20 protein-coding genes are annotated in these 21,581 nt (G+C 62.2%); 12 read left to right on the top strand and 8 right to left on the bottom strand.

The window, feature by feature from the left end; translation table 11 throughout:
• Positions 1–18: 18 nt before the first annotated feature.
• The 4 genes from ACTJLB_RS22180 to ACTJLB_RS22165 all read left to right on the top strand — a co-directional run bounded on the left by ACTJLB_RS22180 (position 19) and on the right by ACTJLB_RS22165 (position 3,804).
• A complete protein-coding gene (locus ACTJLB_RS22180; RefSeq protein WP_440784470.1) occupies positions 19–1,560 on the top strand; it encodes an AMP-binding protein in 1,542 nt (513 codons plus the stop codon).
• 70 nt (positions 1,561–1,630) lie between these two features.
• A complete protein-coding gene (locus tag ACTJLB_RS22175; protein WP_020065678.1) occupies positions 1,631–2,473 on the top strand; it encodes an IclR family transcriptional regulator in 843 nt (280 codons plus the stop codon).
• 119 nt (positions 2,474–2,592) lie between these two features.
• The gene (locus ACTJLB_RS22170; protein WP_440784468.1) at positions 2,593–2,859 is read left to right on the top strand and encodes a hypothetical protein; all 267 of its coding nucleotides are present in this window, start codon (positions 2,593–2,595) and stop codon (positions 2,857–2,859) included.
• 471 nt (positions 2,860–3,330) lie between these two features.
• Entirely contained in the window at positions 3,331–3,804 is a 474-nt protein-coding gene (locus ACTJLB_RS22165) for a VOC family protein (protein ID WP_087752184.1), read from the top strand.
• A 177-nt stretch (positions 3,805–3,981) separates the two neighbouring features.
• Here ACTJLB_RS22165 and ACTJLB_RS22160 read toward each other — a convergent pair whose 3' ends face one another.
• Positions 3,982–4,893, bottom strand: a complete 912-nt coding sequence (locus ACTJLB_RS22160) for an AraC family transcriptional regulator N-terminal domain-containing protein (RefSeq protein ID WP_440784467.1) — start codon at positions 4,891–4,893, stop codon at positions 3,982–3,984.
• Positions 4,894–5,068: 175 nt separating this feature from the next.
• Between ACTJLB_RS22160 and ACTJLB_RS22155 the strand changes: the two genes are divergently transcribed.
• The 4 genes from ACTJLB_RS22155 (at position 5,069) to ACTJLB_RS22140 (ending at position 11,042) form a co-directional block, all read left to right on the top strand.
• Positions 5,069–5,902: an oxidoreductase gene (locus tag ACTJLB_RS22155; protein ID WP_408418095.1), complete on the top strand. Its 834-nt coding sequence runs from the start codon at positions 5,069–5,071 to the stop codon at positions 5,900–5,902.
• Between the two features lie 670 nt (positions 5,903–6,572).
• Positions 6,573–6,920, top strand: coding sequence for a nitrite reductase small subunit NirD (gene nirD / locus ACTJLB_RS22150; protein WP_310065368.1), 348 nt, complete (start codon positions 6,573–6,575; stop codon positions 6,918–6,920).
• Positions 6,917–8,188, top strand: a complete 1,272-nt coding sequence (locus tag ACTJLB_RS22145) for an NAD(P)/FAD-dependent oxidoreductase (protein WP_440784466.1) — start codon at positions 6,917–6,919, stop codon at positions 8,186–8,188. The genes nirD and ACTJLB_RS22145 overlap by 4 nt, the downstream gene beginning before the upstream one ends.
• Positions 8,189–8,201: 13 nt before the next feature.
• On the top strand, positions 8,202–11,042 hold the full coding sequence (locus ACTJLB_RS22140) for a molybdopterin-dependent oxidoreductase (RefSeq protein WP_440784465.1): 2,841 nt from the start codon (positions 8,202–8,204) through the stop codon (positions 11,040–11,042).
• Between the two features lie 331 nt (positions 11,043–11,373).
• Here ACTJLB_RS22140 and ACTJLB_RS22135 read toward each other — a convergent pair whose 3' ends face one another.
• The 4 genes from ACTJLB_RS22135 to ACTJLB_RS22120 all read right to left on the bottom strand — a co-directional run bounded on the left by ACTJLB_RS22135 (position 11,374) and on the right by ACTJLB_RS22120 (position 16,462).
• Positions 11,374–12,930, bottom strand: coding sequence for a UxaA family hydrolase (locus ACTJLB_RS22135; RefSeq protein ID WP_020065688.1), 1,557 nt, complete (start codon positions 12,928–12,930; stop codon positions 11,374–11,376).
• A complete protein-coding gene (locus tag ACTJLB_RS22130; RefSeq protein ID WP_087752178.1) occupies positions 12,927–14,213 on the bottom strand; it encodes an MFS transporter in 1,287 nt (428 codons plus the stop codon). The genes ACTJLB_RS22135 and ACTJLB_RS22130 overlap by 4 nt, the downstream gene beginning before the upstream one ends.
• Before the next feature lie 88 nt (positions 14,214–14,301).
• Complete coding sequence (locus ACTJLB_RS22125; protein ID WP_440784464.1) at positions 14,302–15,435, bottom strand: mannitol dehydrogenase family protein; 1,134 nt, start codon at positions 15,433–15,435, stop codon at positions 14,302–14,304.
• Between the two features lie 16 nt (positions 15,436–15,451).
• Entirely contained in the window at positions 15,452–16,462 is a 1,011-nt protein-coding gene (locus ACTJLB_RS22120; RefSeq protein WP_440784463.1) for a zinc-binding alcohol dehydrogenase family protein, read from the bottom strand.
• A gap of 307 nt (positions 16,463–16,769) precedes the next feature.
• Between ACTJLB_RS22120 and ACTJLB_RS22115 the strand changes: the two genes are divergently transcribed.
• The 4 genes from ACTJLB_RS22115 to ACTJLB_RS22100 all read left to right on the top strand — a co-directional run bounded on the left by ACTJLB_RS22115 (position 16,770) and on the right by ACTJLB_RS22100 (position 18,926).
• On the top strand, positions 16,770–16,937 hold the full coding sequence (locus ACTJLB_RS22115) for a GntR family transcriptional regulator (RefSeq protein ID WP_408418081.1): 168 nt from the start codon (positions 16,770–16,772) through the stop codon (positions 16,935–16,937).
• 507 nt (positions 16,938–17,444) lie between these two features.
• Positions 17,445–17,642: a hypothetical protein gene (locus ACTJLB_RS22110; RefSeq protein ID WP_027775273.1), complete on the top strand. Its 198-nt coding sequence runs from the start codon at positions 17,445–17,447 to the stop codon at positions 17,640–17,642.
• 47 nt (positions 17,643–17,689) lie between these two features.
• The gene (locus ACTJLB_RS22105) at positions 17,690–17,854 is read left to right on the top strand and encodes a hypothetical protein (RefSeq protein WP_020065693.1); all 165 of its coding nucleotides are present in this window, start codon (positions 17,690–17,692) and stop codon (positions 17,852–17,854) included.
• 157 nt (positions 17,855–18,011) lie between these two features.
• Entirely contained in the window at positions 18,012–18,926 is a 915-nt protein-coding gene (locus ACTJLB_RS22100) for a LysR family transcriptional regulator (protein WP_088174660.1), read from the top strand.
• Between the two features lie 135 nt (positions 18,927–19,061).
• Here the strand turns inward: ACTJLB_RS22100 and madM are convergent, their stop codons facing one another.
• From madM to ACTJLB_RS22085, 3 genes are all read right to left on the bottom strand, one after another.
• A complete protein-coding gene (gene madM, locus ACTJLB_RS22095) occupies positions 19,062–19,829 on the bottom strand; it encodes a malonate transporter subunit MadM (protein ID WP_020065695.1) in 768 nt (255 codons plus the stop codon).
• Between the two features lie 14 nt (positions 19,830–19,843).
• Positions 19,844–20,239: a malonate transporter subunit MadL gene (madL, locus tag ACTJLB_RS22090; RefSeq protein ID WP_020065696.1), complete on the bottom strand. Its 396-nt coding sequence runs from the start codon at positions 20,237–20,239 to the stop codon at positions 19,844–19,846.
• Positions 20,240–20,556: 317 nt separating this feature from the next.
• Positions 20,557–21,480, bottom strand: coding sequence for a LysR family transcriptional regulator (locus tag ACTJLB_RS22085; RefSeq protein ID WP_425181077.1), 924 nt, complete (start codon positions 21,478–21,480; stop codon positions 20,557–20,559).
• Positions 21,481–21,581 lie beyond the last annotated feature (101 nt).

The following is a 21,581-nucleotide window of genomic DNA, read 5'->3' as shown; positions in this document are numbered from 1 at the left end:
ATTTCGACCGGTTCACACATGCATCGTTATCCAGAATATTTCGCTCACCGGCACAGCAACGACGAACTCGACTGCGTACCGCTGCTCGCGGCGGGATTGCGCCGCGACGCCGCGCGCACCATCGTGCACTTCGAGGATCGCGCGATTTCGTGCGAAGACGCCGCGCGCCACGTCGTGCAATTGCAGCGCTGGTTTGCCGCGCAAGGTCTGAAGCAGGGCGACCGTGTTGCCGTGATGCTCGGCAACAGTCCCGAGCATATTCATCTGATCTACGCGCTGCATCTGAGCGGTCTGGTGTGGGTGCCTGTTAACACGAAGCTGCGCGCGGCGGGCCTCGAATATCTGCTGCAGCATGCAGAGCCCAAGCTCTTCGTTGTCGACGATGAATTCGACGCGGTGACGGCGCAGCTCGATTGCGGCGCGGCGCGCCGCACGCATCTGCCGGCATTCGAAGCGCACGATACGAGCGCGGAATTCGCGACGCCGGCTATCGGCGTGCACGATCCGCTGTGCGTCATCTACACGTCCGGTACGACCGGCGCGCCGAAAGGTGTCGTCTTCACGCACCGGATGATGCGTATCGCGAGCGAGGCGGCACTTCGCGTGGCGGACGTGCGCGACAGCGACAGGCTCTTTCTGTGGGAGCCGTTGTGCCACATCGGCGGTGCTCAGATGCTGCTGCTGCCGTTTCTTGCAAACGTGACGCTGCACGCCGTGCCGCGCTTCTCCGCATCGCAGTTCTGGACGCAGATCGAGCGCGCGGGCGCGACGCAACTCCATTATCTCGGCGGCGTGCTGGATATCCTGATGCAGTTGCCCGAGACGGAACAACCCGCAAAGCACACGTTGCGCGTTGCGTGGGGCGCGGGCGTGAGCGCAACATCGTGGGAGCCGATTCAGACGCGGTTGAAGGTGTCGCTGCGCGAGTGCTACGGCATGACCGAATGTTCGAGCTTCGCTACGGCGAACGTGACGGGCAAGACCGGTTCGATCGGCCGTGCGTTGCCCTGGATCGACATCGCATTGCTCGATGAAAATGGCCGTCCGGTGAAAGAGGGCGAGGCGGGCGAGATCGTGCTGACAAGCAAGGTAGAGGGCACTTTTTTGCCGGCGTATCTGAAGAATCCCGACGCAACCAGAGCCGCTTTGCGCAACGGCCGGCTTCATACCGGCGACCGGGCGCGCCGCGATGCGGACGGCGATCTGTTCTTTATCGGCCGGCAGACGGACAGCATGCGCGTGCGCGGCGAGAACGTGTCCGCCTGGGAAATCGAACGCATTTTTGCGGCGCATCCGGCGATCCGCGCTAGCGCGGCAATTGGTGTCGCGTCGGCGATCGGCGAGCAGGACATCTTGCTCGACGTGCAGTTCAAGGACGAACCGGTGGAGTGGCCCGCATTGCACGCGTGGGCGTGCGAGCGGCTCGCAAGTTTCCAGTTGCCGCGCTATTACCGCGCGGTGGCCGGCTTCGAGATGACGGCGAGCGAGCGCGTGAAGAAACACCTGCTGTCCCGCGACACTGGGAACGCGTGGGACCGGCTCGCCACCGCAAAGCAGTAGCTATCGTATATAGATAGCGCTTTAGGGCTATGCGATAATTCTCCGTTCAAACCGGATACGAACTGACCTGATGAGCGACGAGCCCAAAGCCCCGCGCAAGCGCAAGACTTCTGCGGCAAAGCCGTCGGCCGAAGCCGTCGACCCGACCGCGTCTTCGCTTTACGTGCAGTCCGTGGAAAAGGCGATGAAGGTGCTCACCGCGTTCGACGGCAGCAAGCGTCAGTTGTCGCTCTCGGAAATCTCGTCGTTCACGGGTTTCGACATGAGCGCGACGCAGCGCTTCACTTATACGCTCGCCGCGCTCGGTTATCTCTTCAAGGACCCGGACAGTCGCAAGTACGAATTGTCGCCGCGGCTTCTGGACTTCACGTATCACTATCTCACGTCAAACGATCTCGTGAGCCGTGCGACGCCTTATCTGCAGCAGCTCGGCTCCGAAACGGAAGAGGCAACCAACCTCACCGTGCTGGACGATACGGACATCGTGTTCGTGCTGCGGATCGTGAGCCGCAACGTGTTCAACGCACATGTCATCACGGGCTCGCGGCTGCCCGCCTATTGCACTGCGCCCGGCCTCGCTATTCTGGCGACGCTCGCCGACGGCGAAATCGACGACATTCTGTCGCGCACGAATCTCGTGGCATACACGGCGTCCACCGTCTACCAGCCGCGCAAGATCAGGGAGCGGATCGCGCAGATCCGCAAGCAGGGCTACGCGCATACCGAAGACGAATACTTCGTGAGCGATATTTCGACGGCGGCGGCGATCACGAACGCGCACGGGCGCGGCATCGGCGCGGTCAATATTGCGGTGGCCCGCTCGCGCTGGCAGGCGGATCGCGACGAGAAGCGCTTCGCCGATCTGGTCATTTCAACGGCCTCTGCAATTTCCACACGGCGGCGCGTCGAATAGCGGCGCTGTCCTTGCTTCCCTTGGTTGTGCCGGGCTTTGCGCGCCGTAATTCGGTTCGCGGCACGCGCCATGCTGGATTCCTTTAAAACGGCAAAAGGCCGTGAAATCGGGAGACAGTCATGAGTATGCTGAAAGTGGCAGGTGTCGCGTTGGTGCTGTGCGTGGGCAGCACGGTCTATGCGCAACAAAGCGGTAACGCGCCGGCGAACAGTGGCACGCAGAGCGGCACGCAGGCGCAGCCTGGACAGGCCGGGCACACCGTCGACGAGCCCGCGGCCATGGGCGCGCCCGGCAACAAACCGGGAACGCTGATGGATAAGCGCGCAAACGCGCTGTCGCCGCAAGGAGCGTCCGGGACGGGCCGAACGGGTGAGGTCAAGCAGTAAAGGCTGCGAGAACGCTGGCGCGCCCGTCCATGACAAGGCGCGCTACGATCGCAGTCAGCGTCGTCATGTAGCTGCGCGCGCGGTCGCCGATGCTTCCGGTCCCGGAGGCCGTTGGCGCATGCAGAATCGCGTGAGGGAGTGCGCTGCGTCAGCGCGGCACGAGGTGTCTGCTCTCGTAGGCCTCTTTCCGATTGCCACGCGCGCCGTGATTCGGGTAGTTCGCGGTGGCAGCGCCTTGGTGCCTGACCGAGCGCGCGGGGATGTATCGGACGGATAGCGAAGCGCTTGATTGCCCGCTTGATTGCCTATAATCGGCTCCGGTGGAGCGGCGCAGTCGTTGCGTTATCCGGGGGCGGCTCGCGAGCCGTATTTTTCTTCCCGGCGTGTCGATTTTGATGGTCTTCTTTCGTCGTCCCCATAGCGGCATGCGGCCTCGCCGCTCATCTGGCCGATATTGACAGGAGACGCTCAATGACGATTCAGAAGATCACCCCCTTTCTCTGGTATTCCACCGAAGCCGAGGAGGCTGCGGCCTTCTACACAAGCATCTTTCCGGACTCGCGCATAGTCCGCGTCACGCCGGTGCCGAGCGCCGGCTCGACGAAGGTCGTCGAGTTCGTTCTGTTCGGACAGCCGTTCATTGCCATGAGCTCCCCCGGCAACGAACCGTTCAACCATGCCGTTTCGCTCCTTGTGAATTGCGCCGATCAGGCGGAAGTCGACCGCTACTGGGACGCGCTTCTCGAAGGCGGCGGCTCGCCCGACGCGTGCGGCTGGCTGAAAGACCGCTTCGGCGTGTCGTGGCAGATTGCGCCGGCCGATGTCATCGCCATGATGGCCGATCCGGATCCGGAAAAAGCGCGGCGCACCGCCGAGGCCATGATGAAGATGGTGAAGTTCGACGTCGCCGCGCTAAAGGCGGCGTACGCAGGCACTGCGGGCTAGCACGTGGCACCGAGTCGGGGGCGAACCGGGCGCGAACCGGGCGCGAGCCAGGCGCGAAGCGAGCGGACTGAGCCGGGGCTCGCGACGTGCGGGCCTGTCCACGCTCCTGGCGGGCGCGTGTAGCCAGCGAACTCAATCCAAGTGGCGGCGCGTTGACCGATGGCGCGACCGTCGGCCTCAATGCGAAGAGACAAACTCCGAACCGGCGTGCGCGGGCGGTATGGCGAAACTCGCCCGCATGCGCCGCGCTTCCGCGGCAGGTGTGAGCCCGAAAAGCCGCTTGAACTCGCGATTGAACTGCGACGTGCTCGCATAACCGACCGCATTGCTTGCGGCCTCGGCCGTCATGTCCTGTCGCAACATCAGCAAGCGGGCCTGGTGCAGGCGCGTCGACTTCACGTACTGCATCGGCGATGTACGCGTGATCGCCTTGAAGTGCGTATGAAACGTGGGAACGCTCATGCCGGCTTCGCTCGCGAGTTCCGCGAGGTCGAGCGCGTCGGCGTAGTCGGAATGAATGCGGCGCAGCGCTTTGCCAATCTTGCCGAACTGCCCGTTCATGCCGAGCGCGGCGCGCATCACGCTGCCCTGCGCACCTGTGAGAACCCGAAAGTACAGCTCGCGCAATAATTCTGGGCCAAGAACCGCTGCATCGAGCGGGCGGTTCATCGCTTCCAGGAAGCGCAGCACCGAGTCTCGCAGCGCCTCGTCCATTGGGCTCGACATCATGCTCTGCGGCGCTTGTGCATGGTTGGGCATTTCATGACGCTCGATCTGGGCCATCAGTTCCGCGGCCAGCTTGAAGTCGAGGTGCATGTAGATAGCGAGGAGCGGGTGCTCCGGCGTCGCGTCGGTCTCCATAGTGAAGGGCACTGGCACCGACACCGCGAGATAGTGCTGCTCGTCGTACACGTAAAGCTGATCGCCGAAATAGCCGCGCTTGCGTCCCTGGCAGACGATCACGATGCCAGGGTCGTACAGCACGGGCGTGGACGACAACGGCCGGTCGGAGCGCAGGATGCGAACGCCCGGCAAGGCCGTCAGGTTGTAGCCCTCCTGGGGCGCCAGTGCGCGCAGCAGGGCCGCCATTTTCTGCTGCTCCTGACCAGCAGGTCGGCGAGCGGGTCGGCTGGCAGCGCGCGCCTCCGGGGGCGTTTTTTCGGTCGTCATAAGAATAGGCAAGAAAAATCGACGATTCGGCCTCAAACCGGCGGGTTGAAGAGAATAGTATGCACTTTCTGTTCAACTTGAGAAAGGAGGCATCATGGCATCGACCAAGACTTTGCTGATCACCGGCGTGAGCAGCGGCTTCGGCCGCGCGCTGGCTCAGGAAGCGCTTGCGGCGGGTCATCGTGTGATTGGCACGGTGCGCAGCGAAGCGTCGAAAAGAGAGTTCGAGGCGCTTGCACCTGACAGCGCATGGGGCCGCGTGCTGGACGTGACCGACTTCGACGCTATCGACGGCGTCGTGGCTGAAGTGGAGGCCAATGTCGGCCCAGTGGATGTCCTCGTGAACAATGCCGGTTACGGCCACGAAGGCGTGCTGGAAGAGTCGCCGCTCGACGAAATGCGGCGGCAGTTCGACGTGAACGTGTTCGGCGCAGTGGCAATGATCAAAGCAGTACTGCCGTACATGCGCAAACGCCGCCGCGGCCACATTCTCAACATCACGTCGATGGGCGGCTACATCACGATGCCGGGCATCGCCTATTACTGCGGCAGCAAATTTGCGCTCGAGGGCATTTCGGAAGCGCTCGGCAAGGAAGTCGAGCCGTTCGGCATCGCGGTGACTGCCGTGGCGCCGGGCTCCTTTCGCACCGACTGGGCAGGCCGCTCGATGGCGCGCACGCCGCGCTCCATCCCGGATTACGACGCCTTGTTCGATCCGGTGCGCAAGGCTCGCGAAGAGAAGAGCGGCAAGCAGACCGGCGACCCGGTCAAGGCTGCACGCGCCATGCTGGCCGCGATCTCTGCCGGGCGGCCGCCCGCTCACCTGCTGCTGGGCAGCGATGCGCTCAGCCTCGTGCGCACGAAACTGTCGGCATTGTCCGATGAAATCGCCGCGTGGGAATCCGTCACGCTGTCCACCGACGTCTGAACGTAGTGCTGGATGAGGAGTGTGATCGCCTTATGCCTTACAAAGGATCAAAGGCGGTCCCTGCTGATTGCGCTTGATAGCAGCACCGTCACAAGCACGGCGACACCCAGCAGACGCCGGGGCGCTGTGCGCGTGGGCCATGCGCTTTAGCGGCGAACATGAGGCTCGCGAAGCGGCGCTCGAACAGCCCGCGCTCGCCGCCGCAATCCGGCAGAGCGTCGCCCGTCAGCACACGCGTCCGACGTCCGGCTCGTTGCACCTCGCCACGATGCGCTGCACGCAGACGGTGCTGCGTCGCACCATTGTTGCGCTTTCATGCCTCGCAATGCGTCTGCTCCGGTCGGGCGGTCCGGCGCGGCGACTTGTGCGGTGGCTATAACCGGCGGGCGTTGCGCGCCGTGACTGTGTTGCTGTTCTCCGATGGCATGGGCTTTGCATTAAGAAGGCAGCGGATCAATGACGATCCGGCCCGCACGCAGCAAGAAGTCCCTTCGTAGATTACTGGTTCGGACAACGGCGTCCCACGAATACAGTCGCTCTGGCGATTGCATCCGCGGGACGTTTTTTATTTGCCGTCCGGATTGTGTCGCGAACCGCGTCGCGAGCGAATGAAACCGAATGACGCCGTATGAACCGCCTGACAACTACCTACATGAGTGAGGAACCCAGCATGAGCAACGAACAGACTTCGGCTTCCTGGATGCCCGTATGCGCGCTCGATGACATCGTTCCGAATACGGGCGTCTGCGCGCTCGTCAACGGCGAGCAGGTAGCGGTATTTCACGTCGCGGACGGCGAGGGCGGCGTGTTCGCAATCGACAATTTCGATCCGGGCTCGCGCGCGGCGGTACTTTCGCGCGGGCTGATCGGTAGCCTCGGGGAGCGCATCGTGGTCGCTTCGCCGATCTACAAGCATCACTTCGACCTGCGCACCGGCGAGTGCCTCGAAGCACCCGAGAATTCGGTGAGTGCGTATCCCGTGCGCGTCGAGGGCGGCAAGGTGTGGGTCGCGGCATGAAAGCGGAAATCGATGCGCGCTTGCCGCGAGGCAGACCGTTGGCAACGCCCTCACGCTCGCGTCTCGTCGTGATCGGCAACGGCATGGCCGGCATGCGCACGGTCGAGGAACTGCTCAAGCTCGCGCCGGATCTCTACGACATCACCGTGTTCGGCGCGGAGCCATACGGCAACTACAACCGCATCATGCTTTCGCCGGTGCTGGCGGGCGAGAAGAGCGTCGACGACATCATTCTCAATTCGCGTAGCTGGTATGAAGAGAACGGGATTCGTCTGCATGCCGGCGATCCGGTGGTCGCAATCGACCGCACGCGCCGCATCGTGCGCTCCAGGAATGGCGTCGAAGCGGGTTATGACCGGCTGCTGATCGCAACGGGATCGAAGCCGTTTCTCATTCCCGTGCCCGGTCACACTCTGCCGGGTGTGATCGCGTTCCGCGATATTCAGGATGTCGAAACGATGCTCGATGCGGCACGCAGACATCGTCACGCGGTCGTGATCGGCGGAGGTTTGCTTGGTCTCGAAGCCGCGAACGGGCTCATGCGCCAAGGCATGTCTGTAACGGTCGTGCACGTCACGGACAGCCTGATGGACCGCCAGCTCGACCGAAGCGCGTCGGCCTTGTTGCAGCAGGCGCTGGAGCGCAAGGGTTTGCGTTTCCTGCTGAAGGCGAATACCGCGGAAATCGTCGGACCGGATCGCGTCACCGCGGTGCGTTTTGACGACGGCACGGAGGTCCCCGCGGATCTCGTGGTGATGACGGCCGGTGTGCGGCCGAACATCGACCTCGCGAAACAGGCGGGGCTGCATTGCGAGCGCGCGATCGTCGTCGACGACACGTTGCAGACCTACGATCCGCGCATCTATGCGGTCGGCGAATGTGTGCAGCATCGCACCGCGACGTTCGGCCTCGTCGCGCCGATCTGGGACCAGGCGCGCGTGTGCGGCGCGCATCTCGCCGGCGCGGGTCATCGCCGTTATGTGCAACGTGCGACGGCGACGAAGCTGAAGGTCACCGGCGTCGAACTGTATTCGGCCGGCGATTTCATCGGCGGTCCGGACAGCGAAGACCTCGTGCTGCGCGATCCGCGCCGCGGCGTCTATAAGCGTCTGGTGATCGAAGATAACCGCGTGATCGGCGCGGTGCTATACGGCGACGTGAAAGAAGGCGCGTGGTATTTCGACCTGATCCAGAGCCGTACCGACATTTCTTCGCTGCGCAGCCATTTGCTGTTCGGTAAAACGCTCTGCGAAACGCAGGCCGCCTGACCTGGAAGACACCGTGAGTTTCCCCATCGCTATTTCGAGCGCGGCTGACGACAGCCGTGACACTGTCAGGACCACCTGCCCGTATTGCGGCGTCGGTTGCGGCGTGCGCGTCAGCGCGCGGCCGGACGGCGGACATGACATGGCAGGCGACGAACTGCATCCCGCGAACTTCGGCCGCCTGTGCGTGAAAGGCTCGGCGCTCGGCGAAACGATCGGACTCGACGGACGGCTGCTTCATCCGAAGATGCGCGAGCCCGGGAGCGGCGTCTTGCGCGACGTGTCGTGGGACGATGCACTCGATGCGGTGGCCGGCGGCTTTCGCAAGGTCGTTGAAGAGCACGGGCCGGATGCTGTCGCGCTTTACGTCTCGGGGCAGTTGCTGACCGAGGACTACTACGTCGCGAACAAGCTGATGAAGGGCTATGTCGGCAGCGCGAACATCGATACCAATTCGCGGCTGTGCATGTCGTCATCGGTTGCGGGACACAAGCGGGCTTTCGGCGAGGACATCGTGCCGGTCTGCTACGAAGATCTCGAACTGGCCGATCTCGTCGTATTGGTGGGTTCGAACACGGCGTGGTGTCATCCGATCCTGTTCCAGCGGATTGTCAAGATCAAGGAAGCGCGGCCCGACATGAAGATCGTCGTGATCGATCCGCGCTACACCGCGACCTGCGAGATGGCCGATCTGCATCTGCCGCTGGGCGCGGGCACCGACGTGCGGCTCTTCAACGGCTTGCTTGGCTTTCTCGCGGAACACGGCGCGATAGATGCGCAGTTCGTCGATGCGCATACGAGTGGATTTGCCGAGGCGTTAGCCGCCGCTTCAGCCAGTGATGTGAACGATGATTCGAACGGCGCGGCGACCCGCTTCGACCTCGCCCAATGCGCGAAAGCATGCAAGCTCGATCCTCACGATCTGCTCGAGTTCTACCGCCTGTTCGCGCGGACCGAGCGCGTGGTGACCGTCTATTCGCAAGGCGTGAACCAGTCGAGCGCCGGCACTGACAAGGTTAATAGCATCATCAATTGCCATTTGCTGACGGGGCGCATCGGCAAGCCCGGAATGGGTCCGTTCTCGTTCACCGGACAGCCAAATGCAATGGGCGGGCGCGAGGTGGGCGGTCTCGCAAACACGCTCGCCGCGCACCTGGAACTCGACAACGCGAAGCATCGCGAAATCGTTCAGCACTTCTGGGGCGCACCTGCGATCGCATCGCGGCCTGGACTCAAAGCGGTCGAACTGTTCGAGGCGATCGAGCAAGGCCGGATCAAGGCGGTCTGGATCATGGGTACCAACCCCGTCGTGAGCCTGCCCGACAGCGACCAGGCGAAACGCGCGCTCGCCCGCTGCGATCTCGTGGTCTGCTCCGACATTGTGGAGCGCACGGACACCAATGCGTTTGCTCACGTACTTCTGCCCGCGCTCGGCTGGGGAGAGAAGGACGGCACCGTCACCAATTCCGAGCGCAGGATTTCTCGGCAGCGCGCATTTCTTCCCGCGCCGGGAGAAGCGCGCGCGGACTGGAAAATCATCTGCGACGTGGCGCGGCGCATGGGCTATGCAGGTTTCGAGTTCGCGAGCCAGCAGGAGATCTTCGACGAGCATGCGCGGCTAAGTGCATGGCGTAACGGGAGCAGCACGGGCCGTGAAGGCGCAGGCGTGGAAGACGAAGGCGTAGAAGACGGCGGCGTGCATCGCGCGTTCAATCTCGCGGGGCTAGTGGGTCTCGATAGCGACGGCTATGCCGGTTTGCAACCCGTGCAGTGGCCTGTGCGCGCGGACAACCATCCTGCCGCTCCGGGCACCGTGCGTCTGTTCGACGATCGCCGCTTCAGCCACGCGGACGGCAAGGCGCGCTTCATTGCCACGCCGCCGCGCGCGCCGGCTAACGCGCCCGACGACGACTATCCGCTGACGCTGAACACGGGCCGCGTGCGCGACCAGTGGCACACCATGACCCGCACGGGCAAGTCGGAGAAACTCGCGGGTCATGTCACGGAGGCATTCGTCGACATGCATCCGCAGGACGCGCTGTTGTGCGGCGTGCGCGAAGGCGACCTTGCACGCGTATCGAGTCGCTGGGGTGCGATGGTGGCGCGCGTGCAATATGGCGGCGGCATGGCACGCGGCAGCGTGTTCGTGCCGATTCACTGGAACGATCAGGTGGCTTCCGACGCGCGCGTGGGCGCCGTGGTCAATCCATCGGTCGATCCGTTATCCGGCGAGCCCGAGTTCAAACATACGCCGGTGCGTGTCGACAAGTTTCACGTCGCGTGGCACGGCTTCTCGCTGAGCCGGCGCGCTCCGGCGCTCACCGGCATCACGTACTGGACCCGCATTCACGGCACACAGTTCGTGCGCTATGAACTCGCGGGCCGCAACCAGCTCTCGGAGCAGGGCGATCGCGGCGCCTGGGCGCGGGCGCTGTTCGAAGTCGACGATGCACATGCCGACTGGCTCGAATACGAGGACCGCACCGCCGGTGTTTATCGCGCGGTTCATGTGGTTGACGACCGCATCGAGAACTGTGTTTTCCTGTCGGCGCGTCCCGACTTGCCGGCGCGCGAATGGCTTGCAAGCCTGTTTGCGAAGGACAAGCTCGACGAAGCCGACCGGATTGCCGTGCTAGCGGGCCAACCCATAGGCAAGGGCGCCGATACCGGGCCGACGGTCTGCTCGTGCTTCGGCGTGGGGCGCAATACGATCTGTACGGCGATTCGCGAGCAGGGCTTGAAGACCGCCGCGCAGATCACCGCGTGCCTGAAGGCCGGCGGCAACTGCGGTTCGTGCGTGCCGGAGTTGAAGAAGCTGCTGGTCGATACGGAACTGGCGCGCTTGAGTGCCGCTTGAATCGCCGTTGCGCGTGAGGCGTTACGCGTGACTGGCCACACTGCGTCACGATGAGCTGGCCGCGAGTGCGATGCCTGATGAGGACTCTGTGCTGTGATGCTGAAAAAACTTCAAGCGATGCTTCGTGCAATCGAGCTGAACGGTGTATTCAACGACGACCATAACGCCGGCGTCGTTGTGTCTCCCGGTTCTAACGGCGAAGCTGCCGATGGTGGCGCAGCGCAGCGGCATGCGGCGAATCCGCGGCCGGCGCGCTTGCGTGGCCCATGGCGCGCCGAGCGTTCGCGGCGGCGCAGGACGATGCAAGCGACAACGCGTGCCGCTGTTGTCTTCAGGTGATCACACCCAACTGCCAGGGCACGAACTCGCTTTGTCCGTAGCCGTTCACTTCGCTTTTTGAAGGCACACCCGACGCGCATTCGAGCATCTGCGCGAAAATAGCTTCCCCGAGTTCTTCGATCGAAGCGGACCCGTCGATCACGCCGCCGCAGTTAATGTCCATGTCGTCTTCCTGCCGTTCCCACAGCGCGGTATTCGTCGCCAGCTTCAACGAAGGCGAGGGCGCGCAGCCGTAGGCCGAACCGCGCCCTGTCGTGAAGCAGATCAGGTTGGCACCCGCCGCGACCTGGCCCGTTGCGGACACTGGGTCGTAGCCGGGCGAATCCATGAAGACGAATCCCTTCGCATCGATGCGCTCGGCGTACTGATACACGTCGACGAGATTTGTCGTGCCACCCTTGGCCACCGCGCCGAGCGACTTCTCGAGTATCGTCGTCAGGCCGCCGACCTTGTTTCCCGCGGAGGGATTGTTGTCGAGCGCCGCACCGTTTCTCGCGCAATACTCTTCCCACCACGCAATGCGTGCCAGCAGTTTTTCGCCGACCGCGCGACTGACGGCGCGCCGCGTGAGCAGATGTTCCGCGCCGTACACTTCCGGCGTCTCCGAGAGAATCGCCGTGCCGCCGTGCTGCACCAAAAGATCGACCGCTGCACCCAGCGCCGGATTGGCCGAGATGCCGGAATACCCGTCGGACCCGCCGCATTGCAGACCGACGATCAGATGCGATGCCGGCAACGGCTCGCGCTTCACACGGTTAGCGTCGGCGAGCATCTCGTTGACCATCGCGATGCCGCGCTCGATTGTCTTCTTCGATCCGCCGGAATCCTGAATCGTGAAGCTGCGCAACTGTTCCGTGTCCTTCAATCCGGCAGACTCGAGCACGCCTGCAATCTGGTTCGTCTCGCAGCCAAGCCCGACGAACAGCACCGAGTGGAAGTTCGGATGAACCGCATATCCGGCAAGCGTGCGGCGCAGAACCGCAAGCCCCTCGCCGAGTGTGTCGATGCCGCAGCCTAGCCCGTGCGTCAATGCGACGACGCCGTCGACATTCGGATAGTCGGCGAGCGCATGCGGATTCACGTCGCGCCGGAAGTGATCGGCGATGGCACGCGCGACGGTGGCCGAACAGTTCACACTCGTCAGCACGCCGATGTAGTTGCGTGTTGCAACTCGTCCATCGGCGCGACGAATGCCCATGAAGGTCGCGGGCTCGGCGGCGTATTGCGTTGCATGCACCGCCACGCCGAACTCGTGAGCGCGTGAAAACTCGGCCATGCCGAGATTCTGAACGTGGACGTGCTGGCCACGCTGGATCGGCTGCGTTGCTACTCCGATGATCTGGTTGTAGCGTTTGACCGGCTCCCCTGCAGCGATAGCGCGTGTCGCGATCTTGTGGCCGGGAGGAATCAGTCCGGCGATGACCAGATCTTCCGACGCGATGCGCGCGCCCGACATCAACTGCCGGGTTGCGATGACGACGTCGTCGTTTGCATGCAGGCGAATGACTGCAGGATCGGATTGCGTTGATTGACTGGACATGATGTTCATACCGTTGAATGAGCGTGGCTGCGTTCGGCGTCGTATGCATCGCCTTCGACGGGCAACGGCTCGATTTTTTGCACAATGACGAGGTAGCTGAACGCGCCGAGTACGCAAAATCCTCCCGCCACGCACAGTGGAATCGTGAACGAGCCGTGCGTCAACGACACCATCAGGCCCGTGAACGTGGTGATCACAATGCCGGCGCAATTAGACGCGAAATTCTGGATGCCGCCGATAGAGGCGACGTGATCGGGCGTAGGAGCGACGTCGGCGGGCAGCGACCAGATGCTCGCAGCGGCAAAAGCGAGGCTTCCATAAGCAATGCCGAAGAAGGCGAGCATCAGGTAGATGTTCGTCGTGAACGCGCATAGCGTGATGACCGACGACAGCAGCATACCGGCGACCATGCAGGTCTTGCGTGCCTTGGTGAGGCTCCAGCCGCGGCGATACAGCGCGTCGGATACGAAGCCGCCGAGCCAGCCGCTAGGAATCGCCATCAACGCCGGAATCATGCCGAGCGTGCCGAGCGACTTCAGCGAAAAACCGCGCGTCTGGACGAGATAGCTGGGAAACCAGGTAATGAAGAAATAGATGACGAAGTTCAGGCAGAAGAAGCCGAGCATCATGCCCCACAGCGTGCGATGCCTGAAGAGCGAGAGCCACGGAACCTTCCGCCCGGGAACGGCGGTTTGCGGGACATCTCCATCGGACTCGCCGGTCAGATCGCCGCGCGAAGGATTCCGGTAGACCAGAAACCATCCGAGAACCCACACGAAGCCGACCACGCCCGTGATGACGAACGACGCTTCCCAGCCAAGCCCACTGATGATGAGCGCCACCACCGGAATGGACAGTGCGGACCCGACCCGCGATCCGCTGTCGAAGATGCTTGTGGCAAGCGCGCGTTGTGCGGGCTTGAACCATTGACTCACGAGCTTCGCGCACGAAGGGTAGGCGCCGGCTTCGCCGATGCCTAGCAGCAGACGGCAACCGAACATGGCGCCGACGCTGGTCGCTGCCGCGGTCAGCGCCGTGAACAGCGACCACCAGCCCACCGCGAGCGGCAATGCGATGCGCGCACCAATGCGATCGACGAACCAGCCGAACGGCATCTGCATCAACGCATAGGTCCAGAAGAAGCCGCTCAGGATAAGACCCATTTGAGCGGGGCCGATATCCAGCGCTTTCTGGATGGCGGGCGCCGCCACGGCCATGTTCGCGCGGTCGATGTAGTTGATCGCGATCGCAAGAAAGCACAGCAGTATCACTATCCAACGCATGTTGCGCATATTGTCTCCTTTACTTATTCATGACGGCCTCTTGCCCGGAGCCGGGCCGCCTGTTTTGATCATGACCAGTGCCAACGATTATGAACGACTATGCACCGGCTAGTGCGGCCTTGAGATGCTTTTGCTCGACCCGCACGCCGAGTTCGCTGGCGAGTTCGACAACGGGTTTGAGCCGGCGCTGTTTCTTTTCCTGGTGATTGTTGGCGATATCGGCAAGCCGGTGCGCCAGAAACGGATTGCTGAAGCGGTCTCGCACATCGTCGAGATACTTCGTCGCAATCTCACTCTGACCCAGCGCTTCGAACACGGGAAGCACCTCGCCGGTCCATGTCGATTCGAGCGTTGCGCGCCACGATTCGTTTCGCATGCCGTCGAGGACGGTGGTGGCCGGACCGCCTTGCGAATCGAGCCAGCATTGCGCCAGCATGGTATGACCGAGGTTCAGCAGGAAAAGCTTCAGGCGTTCGTAGTGCGCCAGATCGTCGGTCACCACGATGCTTTCGTGACGGCAGGGCAAGACCATGCCGTCCTGCTGTTCGATCGCCCATAAAGCGTACGGCTCGGCCACGGCGCCGACGGGCTCGATGGCTTCGGAGACGATCCGGTCGACGAGCGAATTGACCCAGATGCAATCGTTCGTCAGATAGCGCAGAAAGTCAGCGTCCATTTGCCAGCCGCGCGCGATCGAAAGCACCAAATCTCGCAATACGTCGCCATTGCGCGAAACCAGTTCGCACGGCAGCAGCGTGATTGCCTTGCCGCCCGCGCGATAGCGTTCATGCAACAGAACGGCCAGCTTCGCCGCAAAGCCGCGTGGCGCTGTGCGGCCGTCAAGCACCGAGGCGGTGTCTTCAGCAAAGAGCGCATAGCCGTTGTCCGCGGTATTCGAAACGATCACTTTCACTTCGTCGCGAATGGATTCGAGCAACATCGGCCAGTCGTCGTCGGCATGCAGCGCTTGCGCAACGCTGTCGCACTCGATGGTCAGATCGACGGTTTCCTTGCGATGCAAGCCGCGAATGCGGACAGGGTAGCGCGCGTTTGCGCGGATCGCGTCGATGCGCGCGCGACTTTGCGTGCTCGCAGTGGTCTGCACCATCGCGATCTTTCCGAGCGCGTCATCCGGATTGCGACGCGCAGCTTCGCAGACGAACAGATCGACGTGTGCCTGCAAGAATCGGCTGGTCCCGAACTGAAGGATTGGACAGGGCGTGTTGGTCATGCGCGGTTTCCGTTCGTTAGCATTCGACGATGGCTTTCACGACGCCTGCTGACGGATCGAGCAGCTTCGAGAAATCGGCGGGAAGCGACGACAACTGCAGGCGATGCGTGTTCAGAGCCGCGTCGGGGATTTTGCCCGCACGCATCGCATCGAGTACCGTGTCGAAATCTTCGAGCGTCGCGTTGCGGCTTCCCAGCAGCGTTGCTTCGCGCTTGTGGAACTCCGGATCCGAAAACGATATGACGTCCTTCACGACGGAGATCAGCACATATTTTCCGCCGTGTGCGATGAATTCGAAGCCGCGGCGCATGGCGTCCGGATTGCCGGTTGCATCGAACACCACATCGTAGAACTCGCCGTCCGTCAGCTCGCTCAGCGCTTCAATGTCGCCATTACCGAGGGTGACCGACGCTGCCACGCCTAGCTTCGCGGAACAGAACTTCAAGCGGTCTGCTCTCGAGTCGAGCGCGGTGACCGTTGCGCCCCGAAGGCCCGCGAAGATCATCGCAGCCATGCCGATGGGCCCCGCGCCGACGACCAGCACGCGCTGACCGGCGCTGACGTCCGCGCGTCGGACAGCGTGCGCGCCAATGGCGAGGAATTCGACCATCGCGGCCTGATCGAGCGTAACGCCTTCCGCTTTGCGAACGAATTGAGCAGGGACGCTCAGATATTCGGTCATTGCGCCGTCACGATGCACGCCGAGTACTTTGATGTTCACGCAACAATTGGTTTTGCCGTTGCGGCATGCAACACATGTGCCGCAGGACAGATAAGGCATGACATAGACCGCATCGCCGGCAGCGAGGCCGGACTCCGCGTCGGCTGCCTCGACAGTGGCCGACAGTTCGTGGCCCATCACGCGTGGGTATTCAAGGTACGGCTGATTGCCCGTGAAGATGTGCATGTCGGTCCCGCACACACCGACGCGCCTGACCCTCAGCAATACTTCGCCCGGCCCGCGTTCGGGAATCGAGCGCGTTTCGGATCGAAGAGTGCCGGGTTTCTCGCAGACAACTGTAAGCATGACTAAATGACCTATGTGGGCTTTTTTATCGAAGAGTTGGAGCAGGACAGAAACATCGTGTGCGAGAGCGCGGATGGCTACCGCTGATAGCGGCGCCGTTGCCGCGTGATGTCATCGAAACCGGGACAGAAGCTGAACTAGCCTTGTATTCGCTGAACGTAGAATAACTTTCCCTGTCAGAATTGGTCAAGCCACTTTGACGATTTGCGGGTAAATACGGAGTTGACTGGTCGCTGGTACGCACGGTCTCAAGCCAACCCCGCGCTTTTCCCCGCGATTTCACCGTACTTGGTCAGGCCAGTTGGGTATGTCAGGGATTCGGACCATGGAGCTCAAATCGGTACAGCCGCGTCGGCTCTATCACCTGATCGGGGATCAGATCCGGGCCTATATCGCGACAAACCATCTGTCGACGGGCGACCGGCTTCCGCCCGAGCGTGACCTTGCGCTGCAGCTGCATGTTACAGGCAGATAAGGCTGTTATGCGGTGACAGCCACGCAAGCTGATGAATGTCTTTTACGGGAATTCGCGAGTCGCAAAAATTAGCGTCCCGCGGATTATTAATTGTTTGGACTAATTCGAACATCGTCGGACATTTTGCCAAGTAATTAAGTGTCGATTATGTTTTGCTCTTTTAATTTGGCCGTTGACACGTAATTGACATCTGGCGAATTGCTGTGGATTATTCATGTCCACTGACTGCAGCGCACGCTCAGGTAGGCGTGCGGATGAATCCAAGACGCATCGGGCGTTTCATAAAGCCGCATATCATATGTTTATATAACGGCTATCGTCTGTACGCGTCGATGGTTTATTCGATTGATAACCACCGTACCTTTCAGTTTAGAATGTTCACCCGACGCATCTCCGCCTCGCATTAGTGAAAAACCGAGATAAATGTCGAAATTTACCGGAGTGGAACGGCCCGCAGGTAATTCGTTCTTCCGTCTTTATTAATACAAAATTTGTGAGAGACAACCCATGCTGAGTCCAAAAGAGTTCGCCACGCTGATGCTGGTCAAGGCCGCGCCCGACCAGATCGACATGTGTAGGCAAGAACTCGACACGCTGCTTGAACGTCAACTGGTCGCCCTCGAGGAACTCGCTTGCGGGCACCAGCGCCTGCATGTGACCGGCGCGGGCCATTCCATGCTCAACGCGGTGGCGCGAAAGCGCTGAGCTCGCAGCAGTCACGGTCAGAACTTTGTACTGAACGAAGGGCGGTAATGAACGAAGAATTGATTAGCATCGTCATGGGTGTAACGGTCCTCCTGATCGCGGTCGTCTTCACTGTAGGTCACTATCGGCGGGAACATCGCCGCAGCAAGCTGTTGAGCGAACTGCATCAGGTACCCGGGTGGTACTGGCAGCGCCATCAGCCGCGCAACTGACGTAACTGACACAACTGCCGCAACTGCTGCAGCTCAAGCAATTGACGCAACCCGTGCCCCCGCCGGCTGCTTCGCTCAGCCCGTGAGGGAATAACGCTATTTGCCGCAGGCGCTCGCGAGCCGATAATCGACGGTTTCGACCGTTCCACAGCTCGACATGCGCGACCGAATCGACGACGAGATTACCTTCCGCAAACTGGAAGTGCTGCTCGCATTCATGCAGACCGGCAGTCTCGCGAAAGCGGCCGAGGCGCTGAACGTGAGTACGGTCAGCGTGCATCGCGCGCTGCACTCGCTCGAACAGGGTGTGCGCTGCGCACTGTTTCGCCATGAAGGCCGCAATCTGAAGTCCACCGATGCGGCGCAAATGCTCGCGGACGTCGCGCAAGAAGTCATCACGCTGATGTCCGACGGCATCCGGGCGACGCGCGAGGCCGCGGGTTATTCGTCGGATCGGCTGAAGATCGGCTCGCTGTATTCGCTGACTATCAGGACCGTGCCGGGCATCGTCGTCGACCTCAAGGTGCGGCGGCCGGCACTTCAGGTCGAACTGGTGCTCGGTCCGAATGCCGAACTGATCGAGAAGCTCAAGCAGGGCGCGATCGATGCGGCACTGATGGCGTTGCCCGATGCCGAGCCCGAAGTCGAGTCGATCCCGCTTTTCGAAGACGATATTTTCTTCGCCGCGCCCGCGGATTCGCCGTATGCAAACCTCGATGCCGTCGATCTGCGCGACTGCCGCGACGAAACCTTCGTTTCGCTAGGCGAGGGCTTTGCGACCTATCACGGCTTCCAGGAAGCATTTCGCGTCGCCGAATTCACGCCCAACGTGACCATGCGAGTAGGCGACATCTATTCGCTGATGAACCTGGTAAGCGGAGGCGTCGGCTATACGCTGTTGCCCGGCCGCGTGCAAGGCGTATTCGGCGACAAGGTGCAGTTCATCCCGCTTAAACCGCAATACATGATGCGCCAGACGATCGGCGTCAGCTTCCTGCGGGCACGCGAGCGCGATCCGAATCTGCTCGCGCTCATGGCCGTGTGCCGTCTTCGAACAAGAAACGCCGGTTGAGGTTTTGGGCCGCGGCTTTGTCGTGCGCATAACATAAGTGCCCGCGTTCGTGGCCGCTTGCGCCTGTCCCGCAAGTTGGCGCATGACGCCGCACAACAGTCGCCACGCATCACCCGCGAAACCCTGCGATAAAGTTCAGCCGCCGACCAGTGCGCGCGTCGTGAAGAACAGCAGCGAGGGTCCGAGCAGGCAGCCCACGCCCGTATGAAACGTGGCGATCAGCGCGCCATAAGGAACGAGCCGCCGATCGGTGGCCGCCAGTCCCGCGCTCACGCCGCTCACCGTGCCCGCAAGGCCGCCGAAGATCATTGCGGAGCGGGGCGTCCTGAGTCCCATGAATCCGGCCGCGAGCGGCGTGCCGATCATGACGATGATCGCCTTGATGAGGCCCGTCGCGATGCTGAGCGCGATCACGTCCGAGCTTGCACCGATCGCCGCTCCCGTCACCGGTCCGACGATGTAGGTCACCGCACCCGCGCCGATGGTCGTCATGCTGACCGCATCGGTATAGCCAAACGCATGAGCGACGCTTGCGCCCACAATGAACGGCAGCACCGTGCCGAGCAGCAGCGAGACGACGCCGATGAGCCCGGCCTTGCGCGCTTCGGTGGCCTGCACCTCGAAGGCCGTCGCGACAATTGCGAAGTCCCGCAGCATCGCGCCGCCCATCAGGCCGACGCCGGCGAAGAGCGGCAGGTCCGCCAGACCTTTCTGGCCCGCGGTGAAAACTCCGCCGAAGTAAGCGAGCACGAGTCCAATCACGATAGCGATCGCCGAGCCGTGCACGCGCCCGAACGTGAGCTTGCGCGAAATCACCGACGACACCCACATGATGAGCCCAACCAGCGCGAACGCCGTGACGAGGCCGTTGTGTATCAGTACTTTGTCGAGCATCTGGATCATGGCTGGCTCCTGCTTCAGATTTCTTCGGGTTGCGGGCTGCCGATGAACGACGTGCTGTCGCGACCGGTGCGTGAGAGCACAGCGATACAGATGGCGCACAAGGCTGCCGCGCCCAGTGCCGAAAGCAGCGCGACGGGGCCGCCTTTGAGCGCGGCGACGACGTTCTGGTTGGCCGCCATCGCGACGACGACGGGGATGTACATTGCGCCCCAGAAGCCAACGCCTGCTTCTGTTTCCTTGGGCAGCAAACCCTTGCCGTGCAGATAGAGCCGCAGGAAGATCAGTAGCAGCATCGCGATGCCGACCCCGCCAACGTTCGTCTTCACGCCGATGGCGACCCCGAGCAGGTCGCCGAGAAACAGACCGGCGAGGTGGCAGAAAGCAAGCAGCGCAGTTCCATAAATGATCATTCGTGTCTCCTGTCCCGTGTCTCATGCAAAAGCTGTCGGCTCGAGCTCGCCATGTGCTTGCTCTGACCTCACGCAAGGCGGTTGCTAATTCTTTTGAATATGGCGCGAGTCTATGGGAGCGCGAGATGACCGTTCAATGACGTTTGCCAGGCGTTCGTTATCGTGAGGGTAACGATTCGAGGCATGCGATGCCGAGGCCCATGCGTGGCGGGGCGGACGAGCCCGCTTCACGGTTTAGGGGTTTTCCCTCGCGCGGCGTGCAGCGAGCAGATTCGGGGCTGTCGAGCCGCGATGACAAATGGGTTGCGCGTCTCGTGTTATCGCGCGTCGAACTTCGACGCGAGCCTCTGCTCCCGGAAAGCAGCGACCACGAAGTCGATGAAGACACGCGTTTTTTCGGGGAGGAGCTTCTTGTTCGAATAGTAGATCGAAATCGGTCCGTGGTCCGCGTACCAGCCGGGTAGCAGGCGGACCAGCGCTCCGCTCGCGAGCCAGCGCGCCGCATGCGGCATCGGAAGAAATGCGACACCGTGGCCTAGCATGGCCGCGTGGGCCATCGCCTCGGGGTCGTCGAAAATCATCTTCGGACGGCACTCGGCCTCGGCCTGCTCGCCGACCTGGTTACGCAGCGTCCATGAACGCAGACGTCCCGATGTCGCCGAGCGCCGCACGATGCCGTCGAAGTCGGCCAGATCGCCGGGATGACGCGGCATTGCCCGTGTCGCCATGTACGAAGGGGATGCTGCCACGATGACGTGGGTCCGCGCGAGTTCGCGTGCGACGACTCCCGGCGTGAGTTCGATGCCGCCGCCGATCGCGGCGTCGAAACCGCCCGCGACCAGATCGACCGGGCGATTGTCGAAGTGCCAGTCGGGAATGATCGCCGGGTAGCGTTGAAGAAACTCGCCGAGCAACGGCAGCAGATACTCGCGACCGAATGCCAGCGCCATGCTGACCTTCAGCGCGCCGGACGGCTTGCCCTCATGCGTGGCTGCATTTGCAATGGCATCGCGAACCGCGGAGAACGGATCGGCCACGTCCCGCAGGAAACGTTCGCCGGCCGCCGTGAGCGTGAGGTTCCGCGTGGTGCGCTGAAACAGACGCAGTCCGAGCGACGCCTCGAGGCGAGCCACGTTCTTGCTGACCGCCGCGGGCGTGAGGCCGAGTCGCCGGGCGGCCGCCGAAAAGCTGCCCGACTCCGCGCTAAGGACGAACGACTCGATCGAGTTCAACGCTTCCATCGCGATTTGATACCAATGGTTGAAAGACCAACTCTACATCAGACGCTACCGGTAACCAGGTGTCGAGCCCATACTTCATGCACTCAATTCAACAAGGAACG

The sequence above is a fragment of the Paraburkholderia sp. 22098 genome (genome assembly GCF_052045935.1).
GTDB classification, from domain to species: Bacteria; Pseudomonadota; Gammaproteobacteria; order Burkholderiales; family Burkholderiaceae; genus Paraburkholderia; species Paraburkholderia caledonica.
The sequence above is the reverse complement of the archived record's forward strand: the minus strand, read 5'-3'. Positions and strand labels throughout refer to the sequence as shown.